At 61.6% G+C, this 16,639-nt stretch carries 17 protein-coding genes; 8 read left to right on the plus strand and 9 right to left on the minus strand.

All coding sequences use genetic code 11. The annotated features are described in order from the left end of the window. The first annotated feature begins 310 nt into the window (after window positions 1–310). Window positions 311–1,918: an alkaline phosphatase family protein gene (locus GIV35_RS11075; RefSeq protein ID WP_236265827.1), complete on the plus strand. Its 1,608-nt coding sequence runs from the start codon at window positions 311–313 to the stop codon at window positions 1,916–1,918. Window positions 1,919–1,977: 59 nt separating this feature from the next. Here the strand turns inward: GIV35_RS11075 and GIV35_RS11080 are convergent, their stop codons facing one another. Continuing rightward, window positions 1,978–2,883: a TauD/TfdA dioxygenase family protein gene (locus GIV35_RS11080; RefSeq protein ID WP_072434701.1), complete on the minus strand. Its 906-nt coding sequence runs from the start codon at window positions 2,881–2,883 to the stop codon at window positions 1,978–1,980. 182 nt (window positions 2,884–3,065) lie between these two features. Between GIV35_RS11080 and GIV35_RS11085 the strand changes: the two genes are divergently transcribed. Next, window positions 3,066–3,986 (plus strand): LysR family transcriptional regulator, encoded by a 921-nt coding sequence (locus tag GIV35_RS11085; protein WP_105225377.1) that lies wholly within the window; start codon window positions 3,066–3,068, stop codon window positions 3,984–3,986. 104 nt (window positions 3,987–4,090) lie between these two features. On the opposite strand, the gene GIV35_RS11090 is transcribed toward GIV35_RS11085, so the two are convergent. Beyond that, entirely contained in the window at window positions 4,091–5,092 is a 1,002-nt protein-coding gene (locus GIV35_RS11090) for an ABC transporter substrate-binding protein (RefSeq protein WP_236265828.1), read from the minus strand. A gap of 279 nt (window positions 5,093–5,371) precedes the next feature. Here GIV35_RS11090 and GIV35_RS11095 point away from each other — a divergent pair, with 279 nt between their 5' ends. Then, window positions 5,372–6,970, plus strand: coding sequence for an ABC transporter permease (locus GIV35_RS11095; protein WP_236264246.1), 1,599 nt, complete (start codon window positions 5,372–5,374; stop codon window positions 6,968–6,970). Then, the gene (locus GIV35_RS11100; protein ID WP_236264248.1) at window positions 6,967–7,782 is read left to right on the plus strand and encodes an ABC transporter ATP-binding protein; all 816 of its coding nucleotides are present in this window, start codon (window positions 6,967–6,969) and stop codon (window positions 7,780–7,782) included. The genes GIV35_RS11095 and GIV35_RS11100 overlap by 4 nt, the downstream gene beginning before the upstream one ends. Here GIV35_RS11100 and GIV35_RS11105 read toward each other — a convergent pair. Beyond that, complete coding sequence (locus tag GIV35_RS11105; protein WP_236264249.1) at window positions 7,769–8,839, minus strand: fatty acid desaturase; 1,071 nt, start codon at window positions 8,837–8,839, stop codon at window positions 7,769–7,771. The genes GIV35_RS11100 and GIV35_RS11105 overlap by 14 nt on opposite strands. A 101-nt stretch (window positions 8,840–8,940) precedes the next feature. Here GIV35_RS11105 and GIV35_RS11110 point away from each other — a divergent pair, with 101 nt between their 5' ends. From GIV35_RS11110 to uraH, 3 genes are all read left to right on the plus strand, one after another. Then, window positions 8,941–9,945 carry an AraC family transcriptional regulator gene (locus tag GIV35_RS11110; protein ID WP_236264250.1) on the plus strand — a complete coding sequence of 335 codons (1,005 nt, stop codon included), beginning with the start codon at window positions 8,941–8,943 and terminating at the stop codon, window positions 9,943–9,945. 195 nt (window positions 9,946–10,140) lie between these two features. Then, window positions 10,141–10,614: a GlcG/HbpS family heme-binding protein gene (locus GIV35_RS11115; protein ID WP_236264251.1), complete on the plus strand. Its 474-nt coding sequence runs from the start codon at window positions 10,141–10,143 to the stop codon at window positions 10,612–10,614. Between the two features lie 27 nt (window positions 10,615–10,641). Beyond that, entirely contained in the window at window positions 10,642–11,052 is a 411-nt protein-coding gene (uraH, locus tag GIV35_RS11120) for a hydroxyisourate hydrolase (RefSeq protein WP_014716425.1), read from the plus strand. On the opposite strand, the gene GIV35_RS11125 is transcribed toward uraH, so the two are convergent. Continuing rightward, window positions 11,047–11,733: a Crp/Fnr family transcriptional regulator gene (locus GIV35_RS11125; RefSeq protein WP_105225370.1), complete on the minus strand. Its 687-nt coding sequence runs from the start codon at window positions 11,731–11,733 to the stop codon at window positions 11,047–11,049. The genes uraH and GIV35_RS11125 overlap by 6 nt on opposite strands. Before the next feature lie 83 nt (window positions 11,734–11,816). Here GIV35_RS11125 and GIV35_RS11130 point away from each other — a divergent pair, with 83 nt between their 5' ends. Beyond that, complete coding sequence (locus tag GIV35_RS11130) at window positions 11,817–12,341, plus strand: Mpo1 family 2-hydroxy fatty acid dioxygenase (RefSeq protein WP_019819908.1); 525 nt, start codon at window positions 11,817–11,819, stop codon at window positions 12,339–12,341. 124 nt (window positions 12,342–12,465) lie between these two features. On the opposite strand, the gene GIV35_RS11135 is transcribed toward GIV35_RS11130, so the two are convergent. The 5 genes from GIV35_RS11135 to oscA form a co-directional block, all read right to left on the minus strand. Then, window positions 12,466–13,449, minus strand: a complete 984-nt coding sequence (locus tag GIV35_RS11135) for a sulfate/molybdate ABC transporter ATP-binding protein (RefSeq protein WP_198716299.1) — start codon at window positions 13,447–13,449, stop codon at window positions 12,466–12,468. 3 nt (window positions 13,450–13,452) lie between these two features. Continuing rightward, entirely contained in the window at window positions 13,453–14,325 is an 873-nt protein-coding gene (cysW, locus tag GIV35_RS11140; RefSeq protein ID WP_003187565.1) for a sulfate ABC transporter permease subunit CysW, read from the minus strand. 13 nt (window positions 14,326–14,338) lie between these two features. Beyond that, a complete protein-coding gene (gene cysT, locus GIV35_RS11145) occupies window positions 14,339–15,157 on the minus strand; it encodes a sulfate ABC transporter permease subunit CysT (protein ID WP_032894195.1) in 819 nt (272 codons plus the stop codon). 199 nt (window positions 15,158–15,356) lie between these two features. Continuing rightward, window positions 15,357–16,367, minus strand: a complete 1,011-nt coding sequence (locus tag GIV35_RS11150) for a sulfate ABC transporter substrate-binding protein (RefSeq protein WP_003187562.1) — start codon at window positions 16,365–16,367, stop codon at window positions 15,357–15,359. Between the two features lie 64 nt (window positions 16,368–16,431). Beyond that, window positions 16,432–16,614: a sulfur starvation response protein OscA gene (oscA, locus tag GIV35_RS11155; RefSeq protein WP_003170956.1), complete on the minus strand. Its 183-nt coding sequence runs from the start codon at window positions 16,612–16,614 to the stop codon at window positions 16,432–16,434. Between the last annotated feature and the right edge of the window lie 25 nt (window positions 16,615–16,639).

The raw sequence follows: 16,639 nt of genomic DNA on the forward strand, positions 1-16,639 counted from the left end.
TCCCTGTCGAATTCCGGCCAGCGTGGTTTAACGGGGCGCCTAAGATCAAAAGCAGATCAAGATCAAGAGCGGCTCGCTTCGCATCGTGGTTACCGTTGAGCTAACAGAGTTATGTAGATACCTATGGTCATCGCAGGCAAGCCAGCTCCCACAGGGAAATGCATTTCAACTGTGGGAGCTGGCTTGCCTGCGATGGCGCCAGCAGCCACACCCATGCATTCAATGCATAGAACCCAGTCCCCAAATGCACTTGCCAGATCGCCCCTCGAACGGCGAAAAAACCCACCTGTCCTCCGTTCGGTAAATTCCTATGTCTGACCCCAAACCCGTGCGCAACGTGCTCTACATCATGTGCGACCAACTGCGCCGCGACTACCTGTCCTGCTACGGCCATGCCCATCTGCACACGCCGAATATCGACCGCCTGGCCGCCGCCGGCGTGCGTTTCAGTCGGGCCTATACACAGGGCACCATCTGCGGCCCGTCGCGTATGTCGGCCTACACCGGGCGCTATGTCAGCAGCCATCAGGTGGCGTGGAACGCAGTGCCGTTGCCGCTCGAAGAGCTGACGATCGGCGACTACCTGCGCCCCCACGGCATCCGCACCGCACTGGTGGGCAAGACCCACGCCACGCCGAACCTTGAGGCCTTGCAGCGCCTGCAGATAGACCCCGACAGTGCCCAGGCCGAGCCGCTCAATGAGGTCGGCTTCGACGCGTACCTGCGTCACGACGGCATCTATCCCGACAGCCCGCTGTTCGAGGATAAGCGCGAGTCCGCGCCCTACACCCAATACTTGCGTGATCACGGCTACCACGGCAGCAACCCGTGGCACGAATGGGCCAACGCCGCCGAAGGTGAGAACGGCGAAGTGCTCAGCGGCTGGCATATGCGCAACGCCGGCAAACCCGCACGGGTGGCCGAAGAACATTCGGAGACCGTCTACACCACCGACCGCGCCATCGACTTTATCGACGAACAAGGTGAGCAGCCCTGGTGCCTGCACCTGTCGTATATCAAGCCGCACTGGCCCTACATCGCCCCGGCGCCGTATCACGCGCTGTACGGTACCGAGCATGTGCAGGCGCCGATTCAACCTGAACACACCAGCGATCACCCGGTGTACCAAGCATTTCGCCAACACCAGGAGAGCCTGAACTTTTCCCGTGACGAGGTGCGCCTCACGGTGATTCCGACCTACATGGGCCTGATCAAACAGATTGACGATCAACTCGGGCGGCTGTTCGACTTTCTGCAAAGCGCTGGCCGCTGGGACGACACGCTGATCGTGTTTACCAGCGACCACGGCGACTTCCTCGGCGATCATTTCCTCGGTGAAAAAGAATTCTTGCTGGAGCCTGCGGTGGGTGTACCGCTGATCGTGCGCGACCCACGTGCCAGCGCCGATGTCAGCCGCGGCACCGTGGATGAGCGTCTGGTGGAAACCATCGACGCCCTGCCCACCTTCCTCGACGCCCTGGGCTTGCCCGCCGCCGACCATCGCCTGGAAGGCCGCTCATTGATTCCATTGCTGCAGGGCGAGCAACCCACCTGGCGCCGCTATGCCATTGCCGAATACGACTACGCCTTCCAGGCCCCGGCTCGCGAGCGTCTGGAGCAACCCATCGACCGTTGCCGCATGACCATGGTGCGCAGCGAGCGCTGGAAGTACCTGGCGTACGACGGCTTTCGCCCGCAACTGTTCGACCTGGAAAACGACCCGCAAGAACTGCACGACCTGGGCAGCGATCCCGCCTATGCCGAGGTGCGCGAGACGCACTTGGGTTATCTGTTCGACTGGTTGCGCGGGTTGAAGCGGCGTACCACCATCAGCCACACGGAGGTTGAGGTGCGCGGGCAATGGTTTCGTTATGGTGAGCCAGAGGCAGAGAAAGTGGTGAAGATCGGAGTCTGGTAAACACCACAAATCCAAATGTGGGAGCAAGCCGGCTCCCACATTTTTAATCCTCACCCGGCTTAAAGACCTTTAGTGGTTTTGCTTGATTGCCCCTGCACCCCCACCGGCACATCCCCCTTGAGCGTAACCCGGCGCACGATGCGCTCCTGGGTGCCGTAGTCGTCCACCGCGTAATGCTGGGTGGCGCGGTTATCCCAGATCGCCACGTCACCGGTGTTCCAGCGCCAGCGCACGGTGTTTTCCAGGCGGGTGACATGGCCTTGCAGCAGGTTGAACAACTGCGCCGACTCTGCCTGGGAGTAGCCTTTCAGGCGTTTGACGAAGTGCCCCAACAGCAGGGTTTTCTCACCGCTGACCGGATGCACGCGCACCACCGGGTGTTCGGTTTCATACACCGTGGAAGTGAACACTTTGCGGTATTCCTCCAGCTTCTCCACCGCCACATCCGGCTTGCGGGCGGCGTAGTCGTATTCGTTGCTGTGCACCGCCCACAGGTGGTCAGCCAATGCGCGCAGTTCCACGCTGAGGTCGTTGTAGGCAGCGGCTGTGTTCGCCCATACGGTATCGCCGCCGGATGCAGGCGCCAGCACCGAACGCAGGATCGAGGCCTTAGGGTAGGCATCGACGAACGTCACGTCGGTGTGCCAGGAATTGGCGCGCTGGCCACGGGTGCCATCCAACTCCATCAGGAACCGCGTGCCGTCTCGTACCGGTACGGTGGGGTGGGCGATCGGCTCGCCGAGCAGGTGAGCAAAGGCTTCCTGGCTCTGGTCATCGAGATGGGTTTGTTCGCGGAAGAAGATCACCTTGTACTGCACCAGCGCCTGCTGGATGGCCTCGACGGTGGCGGCATCCAGCTCACCGGACAGTTTGATGCCACGGATTTCGGCGCCGATCCGCCCGGCTACCGGGTGAATATCGAGTGGTTGGGCGATGGGTTGAACAGCTAATGCGGCGTTGCTCATTGTGATGACCCTCGTGTGCCTGCTGATGGTGGAGATGCTTTCCAGCAACGCTCTATCCATATGCAATTTAGGTCTAGCAAATGAATGAATGCTTCGTTGACGGAATAAGAGCTTGCATTTAAAACCTCAGCTTGCTCGGTCGCAAATGCCTTCGACCTATTTTTAAAATGCCGGGAAAGCATATGGATCTTCGCCAACTACGCTACTTCATCGCCCTCAACGAACACCGCAGTTTCGTGCGTGCCGCGGACGCCATGGGCATCACCCAACCGGCGTTCAGCCGCAGCATTCAGGGGCTGGAACAGGAGTTTGGTTGCGTGCTGGTAGACCGCGGTCACAAGGACTTGCGCCCCACGCCGGAAGGCCAGGTGGTGTTGCAGCACGCCCTGAGCCTGGTGCATGGCGCAGCGCTGCTGAGCAGTGAAGTGACGCGCATGACCAAGCTCGACGCCGGCGACCTGCGCTTCGGCTGCGGCCCGGCGCCAGCCGTGAAACTGGTGCCGGATGCGGTGGCGCGGTTTATCAACGCCCACCCGAAAATCCGTACCACGTTTCAGGTGGATAACTGGGAAACCCTCAGCCGCCGCCTGAGCCGTGAAGAGATCGAATTCTTTATCGCCGACATCCGCCAGTTCGAAGCCGACCCGAACTTCCAGACCCGCGCACTCACCCCCAAACGCGGGGTGTTTTTCTGCCGCCCTGGGCATCCCTTGCTGGCCAAGGACAGCCTGTCCACCAACGATATGTTCGATTACCCGCTGGCGGCGCCGCTGATCTCCCAAGGCATTCGCAAACTGCTGGCGAACCTGAGTGGGCGTATGGATTTTTCCCCGAGTATCCAGACCGAGCACTTCCCGGCACTGGTGAGCATCGTGCTGCAAACCAATGCCATCGGCGTCGGCACTGAAGAAGCCTTTTCCGAGGACATTGCCAGGGGGGCGCTGGTGCTGCTGCACTGGCGCAACTTGCCGCAGCACATGGATACCCTGAGCGCACGCTGCGGGATCGTCAGCCGCACGGGGTCGCGGTTGTCGCCGGCGGCGAAGGCGATGATCGAGACGTTGGTGGAGGTGGATAGCCAGCAGGTCAGTGTGGCGGTTTGAAGGGCCCCTTCGCGAGCAAGCCCGCTCCCACATTTGAGCGTTGAACACATTCAAGTGTGGGAGCTGGCTTGCCTGCGATAGCGATAGCCCAGGCACCGACAAGCTCAGAGCCCCGCCGCCACCAACCCAGGCGCTACCCAATCGCTCACCTGAAACGACTTGCGAATCAACCTCTCCCTGGACGCCAGGTCCACCGCATCCTGCAATTTGCCCAGGAACACCGGGTCTAGGGTCGAGGGGAAAACTTCGCTGAGTTTCTGGTCTTTCAAATCATTGGTGAGGATCACCGGCGGGTAACTGGCCAGCCCTGATACCAGCGCTATGTACGCCTGTTTGTTGTTGTCATCGGTCAACCACTGCACCGCTTGCTGCTGGGCCTTGAGCAGCTTGGCCACCGCATCGGGGTGTTCATCGACAAACTTGGCGCTGCCCACCAGCACGGCCTGGATGCTGCCGGCATCGCCGAGGTCCTTGGTGGTCAGCGGTATCTCTGCCAAACCTTTGGCCTGCAACGCCGTCAGGGTGGAACCGCCCCAGGTGGCGTCAATCTGCTTGGCGGCCAGGGCGGCAGCGGCCGCGTTGAAGTCCAGGTTGATCACCTTCAGGTCCTTCTCGCTCAAGCCCTGGCTGGCCAATGCGCTGTCGAACGACAACTGGCTGGCCGTGCCTCGGAACACCGCCACGCGCTTGCCCTTGAGGTCTTGCAGGGTCTTGATGCCGGAGCCCGGCACCACGCCGAGGTAGTGTTTCACTCCCCGTGCAGAGGCGCTGAGCAGCCGCGTATCCAGGCCATTGGAGCGGCCGATGATCGCTGCCAGGTCGCCCAGATAGGCCAAGTCTACCTGGCCGCTGGCAAAGGCTTCATTGATCACCGGGCCGGCGCCCTTGAAGTAATTCCACTGGATCTTGATGCCTTGGTCGGCAAAGGCTTTTTCAAAAATCTGCTGTTCACGCAACACGTCGGTGATGCCGCCGCCGCTGTGCTGGCTACCGGCACTGAGGTCGGGCACTGCGATGCGGATTTCCTTGAGGTCGGCGGCATGCACCAACCCGGCCAGGGCGGTGCCGGCGAACAGGCTGATCAGACGTTTAAAGGGCAGTTTCATAAGCGCAGCTCCTGGTGGGCGACGGTCGCCTGGGGAGCAAAAAGTAGGCACAGACTGAACAAAACTTTAAATACTATAAATTCACAATTTAATAGCTTTTAGAAATATGCAAGCTAACCCGCAGCCTCCAGAGGCCTATGCATAAACAGCATCGAAAATATTCTTCGAATGCATTGGATGCGTGGCGGCGTGAGGCTTTAAATGACTTTTCTTATCTCACAATCATCTTGATCCCGCTTTTGTAAGATCGAAATCACATAACGCATTCGGAGGTCTTCCATGGCCCGGATTTCACTTCTGAGCCTGCCGCTGGCGGCCCCGCCCAAAGGCATCGCGCCGCGCTGGCCGCAGCTGGGCCAGCGTTTATCGCCGTGGCTGCTGCCGCTCACGCTGTTTGCCTTATGGTGGCTGGCCAGCCGCAATCATTGGATGAGCGAGCAGATTCTGCCCACTCCCGCCCTGGTGTGGAGCAGCGCGGTGGAGTTGGCCGGCGGCGAGTTATGGAGCCATCTGGCCATCAGCTTGCAGCGCTTGTTCTGGGGCCTGCTGGCCGGTGTCAGTGCCGGCGCGATACTGGGCGCGTTCCTGGGTTTCAGTGCGCGCGCCGAGCGCCTGGTATTCCCGACGTTCAGCGCGCTGGCGCAAGTGCCGACCCTGGCCTGGATCCCGCTGTTCATGGTGTTTTTCGGCATTGGCGAAACCCTCAAGCTGGTGGTGCTGGTCAAGGCCATCGTGGTGCCCGTGACCCTGCATACCCTGGTAGGCGTTCGCGACGCCCAGCCCAACCTGCGCGAAGCCGCCCGTGTACTGCGCCTGCCTGGCCACTTGCTGATCCGCCGCCTGGTCCTGCCCGCCGCACTGCCTGCGTTCATGGCCGGTGTACGCCTGGCCCTGGCGGCGGGCTGGACCTCCCTGCTGGCCGTGGAGCTGCTGGCCTCCAGCGAAGGCATCGGCTACCTGATGGTGTGGGCGCGCCAGTTGTTCATGCTCGATATCGTCTTCGTGTGCATCGTGGTCATTGGCGTGCTGGGTGTGGTGTTGGACCGCGGCATCGGCTGGCTGGATCGCAAGTGGGTGCACTGGCCCCATCCGGCCACTGCGCAGATTCGACGCGGGCCACGCTACGAGGGCTGGCAGCGCTTGCAACCCTGGCTGTTGCCGCTGCTGCTATTGGCGTTATGGCAAGTAGCGACTCAGCAAGATTGGGTCGATCCAAACATTCTGGTCAGCCCCTGGGCGGTGCTGCAAACCAGCGTGGCGGGCGTGCTGGATGGCAGCCTGACTACGGCGCTGGGCAAAAGCCTTGCCCGGGCCCTGGCCGGGTTGCTGCTGGGCGGTAGCCTGGGCTTTGCCATGGGCCTGTGGCTGGGGCTGTCGCGGCGCAGTGAGCGGCTACTTGGCCCCACTTTGTCCGCGCTGCGCCAGATCGCGATTTTCGCCTGGGTGCCGCTGCTCACCGCCTGGTTCGGCCTGGGTGAACTGGCCAAGTGGGTGTTTATCGCCCTCGCCGCCTTCTTCCCGTTGTTTATTGCCACCCAGCGCAGCGTGCTCAACCTGTCGCCCCAGCTGCGCGAAGCCGCGCAGGTGCTGCGCCTGAACCTCTGGCAACGCTTGCGCCGCCTGGTACTGCCGGGCGCCGCGTCGGGGATTTTCGCCGGCCTGCGCCTGAGCCTGATCTACGCCTGGATGGGCACCCTCGGCGCCGAATATTTCATGCCCTCAGATGGCGGCATCGGCAGCCTGATGATCGGCGCCCAACAGTTGCTGCGCATGGATTTGATCATGAGCGGCATGCTGCTGGTCGGCCTCACCGGCGCCGCTCTCAACCTGATCGGCCAACGCATCGAAACCCGTGCCACCCGCTGGAGACACGCATGAACGCACCGATTGTCAGCTTCAACCACGTGGGTAAGTCCTTCGACGTCGACGGCTTCGAACTGGAAGCCATCCGTGAATTCAACCTGGAGGTGGCCGAAGGGGAATTTGTTGCGATTGTCGGCTCCAGCGGTTGCGGGAAATCCACACTGCTGCGCTTGCTGGTGGGCTTGGATACGCAGTTTCGCGGCGAGATCCAGGTCGATGGCAAAGCCGTCAGCGGTATCGGTGGCGAGCGCGGCATTGTGTTCCAGGAGCACCGCCTGTTCCCGTGGCTGACCGTGGCGCAAAACATCGGCCTGGGCCTGGTCAACGAGCCGCTGAGCGAGGCCGAGCGCAACCGGCGCATCAGCGACTTTATCGAACTGGTGGGCCTCACCGATTTCACTCGCGCCTACCCCCACCAACTCTCCGGCGGCATGGCGCAACGGGTGGCGATTGCCCGCGGCCTGGTGGCCAGCCCGCGCATCCTGTTGCTGGACGAACCCTTCGGTGCCCTCGACGCGCTGACCCGCCAGCAGATGCAGGATGAACTGTTGGCAATTCGCGCCCGCGCCAGGATCACCACGGTACTGGTGACCCACGATGTGGAAGAGGCGATTTTCCTCGCCGATCGCGTGGTGGTGATGGAGCCGCGTCCGGGGCGAATCAAGCAGGTCGTCGAGATCGCCCTGCCTCATCTGCGCCAGCGCAGCAGTTTTGAATTCCACCAGCTACGTGAAGAGCTGTTGCACGAATTAACCAGCGACGACCATTACCAACCGCCGGTGCGCGAACAGATCCGCGACCTGCCATTGGCGTTCATTGCTTGCTGAAAGAGAGCTCAGTGCGCGCGTGCTCCTGGGGCTCCAGGCGATTGGCTCGCGCAAACGTGCCCAAATCATTGAAGCGCACCCCCATCTCGGCCATGACCTTGTGCGCCACCTTGGTGGTCATCTGGCGGATGTAAAACGGTTCTTTCACCACAAAGTGATGGATGCCGTGGGTGCTGCCGAAGTTGAAGCAGAACGCCTGCAATGGCCACAGCCACCAGGGGTTCAACACCTGGGTTTGCTGGATCACATTGCCCAGTTCCACGTCGCCGTAGTAGTGCATGTTGGAGCTGACAAAGTGCAGGCAGAAGGTGCGCAACACGTTCGGGCCGATGATCACCACCGCAGCGATATCGATCACCTGCATCACCTGCAAGGTACCGGCTGACCACTGAATGGGCGCGCCCATCAAACTGGCAATCCCATTGGCGGCATGAAAGCCCAGGAAGACGTACCACGCGCCCCAATGCAGCAAGGCCAGCGGTGCGTACACCAGCAGCACGCGCTTGAGGATGCTGAACCTGTGCGGCCAGGTCTTGGCGCGCAACAGGCGGATCAAGGCCGACATCATGTTGTCCCCCACCATCAGCAACCGTGCGATGCCCCAGGGTTCGCCATTGGTGATCGCGCGCTCTTCCATGTCGGCTTCGGTGCCCGAGACCTTGTGATGGTTGAGGTGCAGATGCCGGCGTATCCAGGGGTTGATGGTGCTTGGCCGCGCCAGCCATACCAGGCCCATCATCAGGTTGTGGGGCACGCGTTGCTTGCGAAAGTACATGCTGTGGATCAGGTCGTGTTCCAACTCATGAGTGAGCGAGGCGAAGAAGGCATTGAGCAGCAGACACACCCACCAGGCCATATGACCGCTGAGATAGAGCGCTGCCGAGCCGAACATGCCCAGCAGGGCAAAGGCCAGGATGCCTGCGCCCAGCGCGTCCTGATGCAACAACCAGGGGTGCCGCTGGCGCAAGCGCACGCCTTCGGCCATCACCACCTCGCGGATATGCGCCGAACGCTGTTGTGCGTTCAACGGCTGGGGGCTTGCAGAAGTACCGTCCATGCTTCCATTCTCTTGTGAAGTGATGCCTGCATCCTGCACCTAACCCTAGCGCAGGACGCTAGCCGCGCACGCCAATCTGTTGACCACAAGCGCCAATTGCCATGACCGAACCCACTTCCCTCGCCAGCTGGACCCGTGCCCTGCGCAAGCAGCTCGACGCCCTGGGCCTCGACAGCGCCGCCCTGTGCGCCGAGGCCGGGCTCGACCCGCAGCAGATGGACGACCCCAACGCCCGCTACCGGTTGTCGGCCACCACGCGCCTATGGTCGCTGGCGGTACAGGCCAGTGGCGACCCTGCGATCGGGCTGCGGGTGTCGCGGTTTGTCAGCCCCACCACCTTTCATGCGCTGGGTTACGCATTGGTGGCCAGCGGCAGCTTGCGCGAGGTGTTCGAGCGCATCGTGCGCTATCACCAGGTGGTCAGTGATGCCTTGGACCTGGAGCTGAGCCGCCACGGCGACGTCTACCGTTTTCGCCTGCTCCAACCCCCAGGCAGCCCTGCGCCCGCACCGGAAGCGATTGATGCCTTTGCGGCGATTTACGTACGCACCTGCCGCAACCGCCTGGGTCGCGACTATGCGCCGTTGGCCGTGTACCTGCGGCGCCCGGAACCCGCCGACCCCAAGCCATGGCACACGGTATTTCGTGCGCCGGTATGGTTTGCCGCAGACGAAGACCGCCTGGAATTCGCCGCCAGCGACTTCGACAGCCATCTGGACGACGCCAACCCGGAGCTGGCCGAACACAACGAAACCGTGCTCAAGCGCACCCTCGCCCAACTGCAACCGCTGACCTGGGAACGCAAGGTGCGCGCCGCCATCGAGGCGCAATTGCCAGACGGCGAGCCAAGCGCCGAACACATTGCACAAGCGCTGCATTTGAGCCTGCGCAGCTTGCAGCGGCATCTGGCCGATGAAGGGTGTCGGTTTGACGCCCTGCTCAATGAGTGCCGGCAAAACCTGGCGTTATTGCACCTGCGCGACCCGCAGTGCTCATTGGCCGAGATCAGCCATTTGCTGGGGTTTGCCGATACCAGCAGTTTCAATCGTGCGTTCAAACGCTGGACAGGGATGACGCCGGGGCAGTTTCGCGACGGGTTGCAGTAGGAAGGGCCTCATCGCAGGCAAGCCAGCTCCCACAGAGGAATGGGGTTCACATCATGTGGGAGCTGGCTTGCCTGCGATGAGGCCAGTACAACCACCACAAATCCCTGAGTTTGATTACAAACCTGTCATCCAATTGTGCGGCTTTTGTCCGCGTCCGCTGGTTACCGTGACGGCCTGCTTTCTGGAGCCCTCACTATGTACCGCACTGCCTTGTTCCTGAGCCTCGCCGTGGCCACCGTCGCCCAGGCGGCGCCACAATTACCACGCCATGCCGAGCTGGATCTGCACACCGCTCGCCAACTGGCCGACGCCAGCCTGGCCCACTGCACCGCGGCGCTGACCGTACTCGACCGCGGTGGCAACCTGTTGCTGGGCCTGCGCGCTGACGGTGTCGGCTCGCACAACAGCCTCGCCAGCCAACGCAAGGCGTACACGGCGCTGTCGACAAAAACCCCGACCCGGCTGTTTGCCGAACGGGCGCGTAATAACCCCGAAGCCGCCAACCTCAACAGCTTGCCCGAGCTGCTGTTGCTCGGCGGTGGCGTGCCGCTGTTTGCCGACGCCGAACTGGTCGGTGCCCTAGGCATCGCCGGTGCCGGTGGCGCCGCGCAGGATGAAACCTGCGCCGTACAGGCCGCCGAGCAACTGGGCTTGAAAATCACCCCTTGATTCCACTTCCCTCAAAAGGACTTCGCGATGAAAACCTTGAGCATGACCCTCGCCGCACTGAGCCTGAGCGGCCTGTGCAACCTGGCCCTGGCCGACGGCAACCCCCTGAGCGTGCACGTACTCAACCTGGAAAACGGCCTGCCAAGCGCCGGGGTCAATGTCACCCTTGAACAGCATGTGGGCGATAAGTGGCAGTCGCTGTCTGAAGGTGTCACCAACCAGCAAGGCCGCATCGCCGAGCTGTTCCCGGCCAACCGCAGCATGCAGCCGGGCGAGTACCGCGTGGTGTTCAAGACCGGCGACTACTACAAGAAGGCTAACCGCGAGACGTTTTTCCCTGAGGTACCGGTGATATTCCAGGTCAAGCAGGCCGACCAGCACTACCACATCCCGCTGCTGCTCAGCCCTTACGGCTTCTCCACCTATCGCGGTTCATAGGCCCGCTGCCAGCCGCAGCCCATTGAGGTCGCGTATCTCGATGGCGCCGTAACTCAAGCCGATAATGCCCTGTTGCTCCAGCGCCTTGAGCAGACTGTTGATGGTCTGGCGCGACAGGCCCAGCATCGCCGCCAGATCCTCCTGGGGCAGTTGCAGCACGCGGCGCGCCTGATCCACTTCGCCGTAGCCTTGGGCAATCATCAACAACCGATGGGCCAGCCGCTCTGAGGCGGGCATCAGGCTTGTCTGTTCAATATTGATCAACGACAGCCGCAGTTTATGGCTCATCAACAGCGCCATCTCCCGCCAGAACAGCGGGTGCCGTTCGAGAATGCCGAGCATCGCCGCCTGCGGCACCTGCAGCAGCCTGCAAGCACCCGTGGCCAAGGCATCGTGGGTGCGCGGCAGGTTGTCGAACAAGCAGATCTCGCCGAACCAGTAGGGCGTTTCCACCAGGCTCAACACCGCTTCCTTGCCTTGAGCACTGACCGCACTGATGCGCACCGTGCCTTCCAGCACCGCATACACGCCGCACGGCGGGTCACCACGCTTGAACAGGTACTGCCCCGCCGTCAGCACACGCAACCGCGCCGCTTCCAGCAGGCTACGCTGCAAGTCAGGCGGCAAATGGCTAAACCAATGACCGCGAGCCAATTGCGCGTGCCATGTCCCTGTGTCCATGCGAACTCCGAAGATTGTCGCCCAGTTGACAGTTAGGCACCGACTGACAGGGCATGATCAAACATCCTACAGGAGGAACAACAATGAAAAGCCTCGTCGACCACCTCAGTCAATACGCCGCGTACCACCGCGACCCACGCAACATCGCCAGCCACTTCATCGGTATCCCGTTGATTGTGGTGGCGGTGGCCGTGCTGCTGTCGCGCCCCGAATGGTCGGTGGGCGGGCTGTGGCTATCACCTGCGGTGCTGTTGGCACTGTTTTCGGCGTGGTTTTACCTGCGCCTGGAACTGGCACTGGGGGTGTTGATGACGGTGCTGATGGGCTTGTCGGTGTGGGCCGGGCATGTGCTGGCGGCGCAAAGCACGGCGGTGTGGCTGAGCAGCGGCGTGGGGATGTTTGTGGTGGGCTGGGTGATTCAGTTCGTCGGGCATTACTACGAAGGCAGGAAGCCTGCGTTTGTGGACGATGTGTCGGGGCTGATCGTGGGGCCGTTGTTTGTGGTGGCGGAGTTGGCGTTTTTGCTGGGGTTGCGGCAGGACCTCAAGCGCCAGATTGAAGAGCGCTCTGGGCCGGTGGCGGTACGCGGGAAAAACGCCACGGTCTAACAAGTACTGAAGATCCAATGTGGGAGCCGGGCTTGCCCGCGATGGCGGTGGATCAGTTGGCATAACTGTCGACTGACACACCGCCATCGCGGGCAAGCCCGGCTCCCACAAGGGTTTTGCAGTGTTATTGGGCTTTTTGCCAGACCTTGGGTTTGAAGAACAGGGTCTCGCCCCGCGCCAGGCCGGTGAGGCTGTCATGGTCTTTCACCACTTCGGCCTCGATCAATTCACTCTGGCCTTCAACCTTCAAGGTCACGCGAGTGGTCGCACCCAACGGCCGGATATCCCGCACTTGCGCCGCATGGTGATCTTCCAGCTCATGGCGTGACAACGACACTTCGTGGGGGCGGAACAGCAGGTGCTTGTCTTCGCCCAAATGCAGGCGGTTGGAGTCACCCAGGAAGTGGTACACAAAATCGCTGGCCGGGTTTTCGTAGACGTCGCCCGGTGAACCGATCTGTTCGATCACGCCCTTGTTCATCACTACGATACGGTCGGCAACTTCCATGGCCTCCTCCTGGTCGTGGGTCACGAAGACCGAGGTCAGGTTGATGTCTTCGTGCAGGCGCGCCAGCCAGCGGCGCAGTTCTTTACGCACCTTGGCGTCGAGGGCGCCGAAGGGTTCGTCGAGCAGCAACACCTTGGGCTCCACCGCCAGGGCGCGGGCCAGGGCGATACGCTGGCGCTGGCCACCGGAGAGTTGTTCCGGGTAACGGTCCGACAACCAATCAAGCTGCACCATGTTCAGCAGCTCGTGAACCTTGCTGGCAATCTGGCTTTCGGTGGGGCGTTGGTTTTTCGGCTTCATGCGCAGGCCGAAAGCGACGTTGTCGAAAACGGTCATGTGGCGGAACAGCGCGTAGTGCTGGAACACAAAGCCCACGTTGCGATCACGCACATCGTGGCCGGAGACGTCTTCGCCGTGGAACACAATACTGCCGGTATCCGGGGTTTCCAGGCCGGCAATGATGCGCAGCAGCGTGGTCTTGCCGCAGCCGGACGGGCCCAGCAACGCCACCAGCTCGCCACTCTGGATATCCAGGTTGATGCTGTCCAGGGCCTTGAAGGCGTTGAAGTTCTTGCTGACATTACGGACTTCGATCGACATGACTTATTCCTCACCCGCGCTGTTGCGCAGGCGGTTGATTCGGTTCTCGCTCCACTGCTTGAGCAGCAGGATGAAGAGCGCCAGGATCAGCAACAGGCTGGCCACCGCAAACGCGGCAACGTGGTTGTATTCGTTGTAAAGAATCTCGACATGCAGCGGCAGCGTGTTGGTGACGCCGCGAATGTGGCCGGACACCACCGACACCGCGCCGAACTCGCCCATGGCCCGCGCCGTACATAGCACCACGCCGTAGATCAGGCCCCACTTGATGTTCGGCACGGTGACATGCCAGAACATCTGCCAGCCATTGGCGCCGAGTAGGCGTGCGGCTTCTTCTTCCTGGGTGCCCTGCTCCTGCATCAGCGGGATCAGCTCACGGGCCACGAACGGCACGGTGACGAAGATGGTCGCCAGCACGATGCCCGGCAGGGCGAACACGATCTGGATGTCGTGGTCTTGCAGCCACGGCCCGAAGAAGCCCTGGGCGCCGAACATCAACACGTATACCAGGCCTGCGATCACCGGCGAAACCGAGAACGGCAGGTCGATCAGCGTGACCAGGATGCTCTTGCCACGGAACGAGTACTTGCTCACGCACCAGGCGGCGCTGACACCGAACACCAGGTTGAGCGGCACCGAAATCAGCACGGCGATCACCGTGAGTTTCAGCGCCGACAGCGCGTCGGGTTCAAGGATTGCAGTGAAAAACGTGCCGAGGCCGTTTTTCAAGCCCTGGGACACCACCACCAGCAATGGCAGCAGCAGAAACAGCACGAATACCAGCCAGCCAAGGCCGATCAGGATACGTCGCGAGGTCGCACTGCCACGCCGGGCGGCGTTGGCCGAGGACGCGGCGGAAATAGACGATTGGGACATGTTCCGCGCCTCCTTATGGACGTTCGATGCGCCGCTGCAACAGGTTGATCAGCAGCAGCAAGACGAAGGACACCACCAGCATCAGCACACCAATGGAGGTGGCGCCGCGGTAGTCGTATTGGTCGAGCTTGACCATGATCAGCAATGGCAGGATTTCGGTTTTCATCGGCATGTTGCCGGCGATGAAGATCACCGAACCGTACTCACCCACGCCTCGGGCAAACGCCAGGGCGAAGCCGGTCAGCCAGGCGGGCAGCAGCGCCGGCACGAGGATGTAGCGGAACACTTGCAACGGCTTGGCGCCGAGGCAGGCGGCGGCCTCTTCGATTTCCCGGGGGATATCGGCCAGTACCGGCTGCACCGTGCGCACCACGAAAGGCAACGTGACGAAGGTCAGCGCCAGGGTGATACCCAGGGGGGTGTAGGCGATCTTGAAACCCAGGTCGGTGGCAAACTGGCCGACCAGGCCGTTGGGCGCGTACAGCGCCGTCAGCGCGATACCGGCGACGGCGGTGGGCAGGGCGAACGGCAGGTCGATCATCGCGTCGATGACCTTGCGCCCGGGGAAGGTGTAGCGCACCAGCACCCAGGCCAGCAAAGTGCCAATCACACCGTTGATGAGTGCGGCGTACAGCGCGGTGCTGAAGCTCAGCTTCAAGGCCGCCAGTACACGAGGTGCGGAAATGATGTTCCAGAACTGATCCCAGGTGAGTTGAGCGGCGTGTACAAACATCGCCGCCAGCGGGATGAGCACAATCAGGCTGAGGTACACGACGGTGTAGCCCAGCGTCAGCCCGAAGCCGGGTATGACGGGGGAGATACGACGCGACATAAGAGTCCTTGGTTAAAGGGTAGAAACCACTGTAGGAGCGCGCTTTTTGTGGCAGCTGGCTTTTCTGTGGGAGCCGGGCTTGCCCGCGATGCAGGCACCTCGGTGTATCAGCCACACCACGGTGATGCTATCGCAGGCAAGCCAGCTCCCACACCAGCCCAGTTCCTACAGAAAGTCAGGCCCCTACAGTTACTTTGGCTTACTGCGCCGTATAGATCTGGTCGAACACGCCACCGTCATTGAAGAATTTCGGTTGGGCAGTTTTCCAGCCGCCGAAGTCTTTGTCGATAGTCACCAGGTCCAGTTTCGGGAACTGCTGGGCGTATTTGGCGGCGACTTTTTCATCCCGTGGACGGTAGAAGTTCTTCGCCGCAATCTCCTGGCCCGCCGGGCTGTACAGGTGGTTGAGGTACGCCGTGGCGATCTCGGTGTTGCCCTTTTTCTCGGCGTTCTTGTCGACCACGGCCACAGGCGGTTCTGCCAGGATCGACAGGGACGGCACGACGATGTCGAATTTGTCGGCGCCGCCGTCTTCCTTCAAGGCCAGGAACGCCTCGTTTTCCCACGCCAGCAACACGTCACCCTGGCCGTTGTTGACGAAGGTAATGGTAGAACCGCGTGCGCCGGTGTCCAGTATCGGCACGTGCTTGAACAGCTCCTTGACGTATTCCTGGGCCTTGGCTTCGCTGCCGCCGGCCTTGAGGCCGTAGGCCCAGGCGGCGAGGAAGTTCCAGCGTGCACCGCCGGAGGTTTTCGGGTTGGGCGTGATCACTGAAACGTCTTTCTTGATCAGGTCGCCCCAGTCCTTGATGCCCTTGGGATTGCCCTTGCGCACCAGGAACACAATGGTGGAGGTGTAGGGCGTGCTGGCGTCCGGCAGGCGGGTCTGCCAGTTCTCCGGCAGGGTCTTGCCCAGCTTGGCGATTTCGTCGATGTCACCGGCCAGGGCCAGGGTGACGACATCGGCGCGCAGCCCATCGATCACCGCCCGGCCTTGCTTGCCCGAGCCACCGTGGGACTGCTGGATCTTGACGTTGTCGCCGGGGTGGGACTGTTTCCAGAAGCTGGTGAATTCAGCGTTGTAATCCTGGTACAGCTCACGGGTGGGGTCGTACGAGACGTTGAGCAACTCGTAGTCCTTGGCAACGGCGGAACCGGCAAACACGGCACTGGCCAATGCGGCCAAGGCATAACGGCGAATCGACGACATAGAAGCTCCTGAAATTCTTGAGTGTTGGCTTTTCTTGTAATTGCGGGTCTATCGCCGTTCTTGCTCAGCTCGGTTTGTTACCGGGGTTCTGCAGACGGAATTTTTCCTTGCGTTCGATCTGTACCACTTGGGCGTTGTGTACAGTGATTTCCACCGCGCCAAACCGCAGGTCGCGCAGGGCGCTCTGGATTTCACGCAAAATGGCTGCTTCGTCCTGGCCGTCAACGCTACGTAGAGATGCGCTCATGGTCTCGCTCCTGAAATGAGTAGTG

This window comes from Pseudomonas sp. PA-1-6B, assembly GCF_021609545.1.
GTDB lineage: Bacteria > Pseudomonadota > Gammaproteobacteria > Pseudomonadales > Pseudomonadaceae > Aquipseudomonas > Aquipseudomonas fluorescens_BV.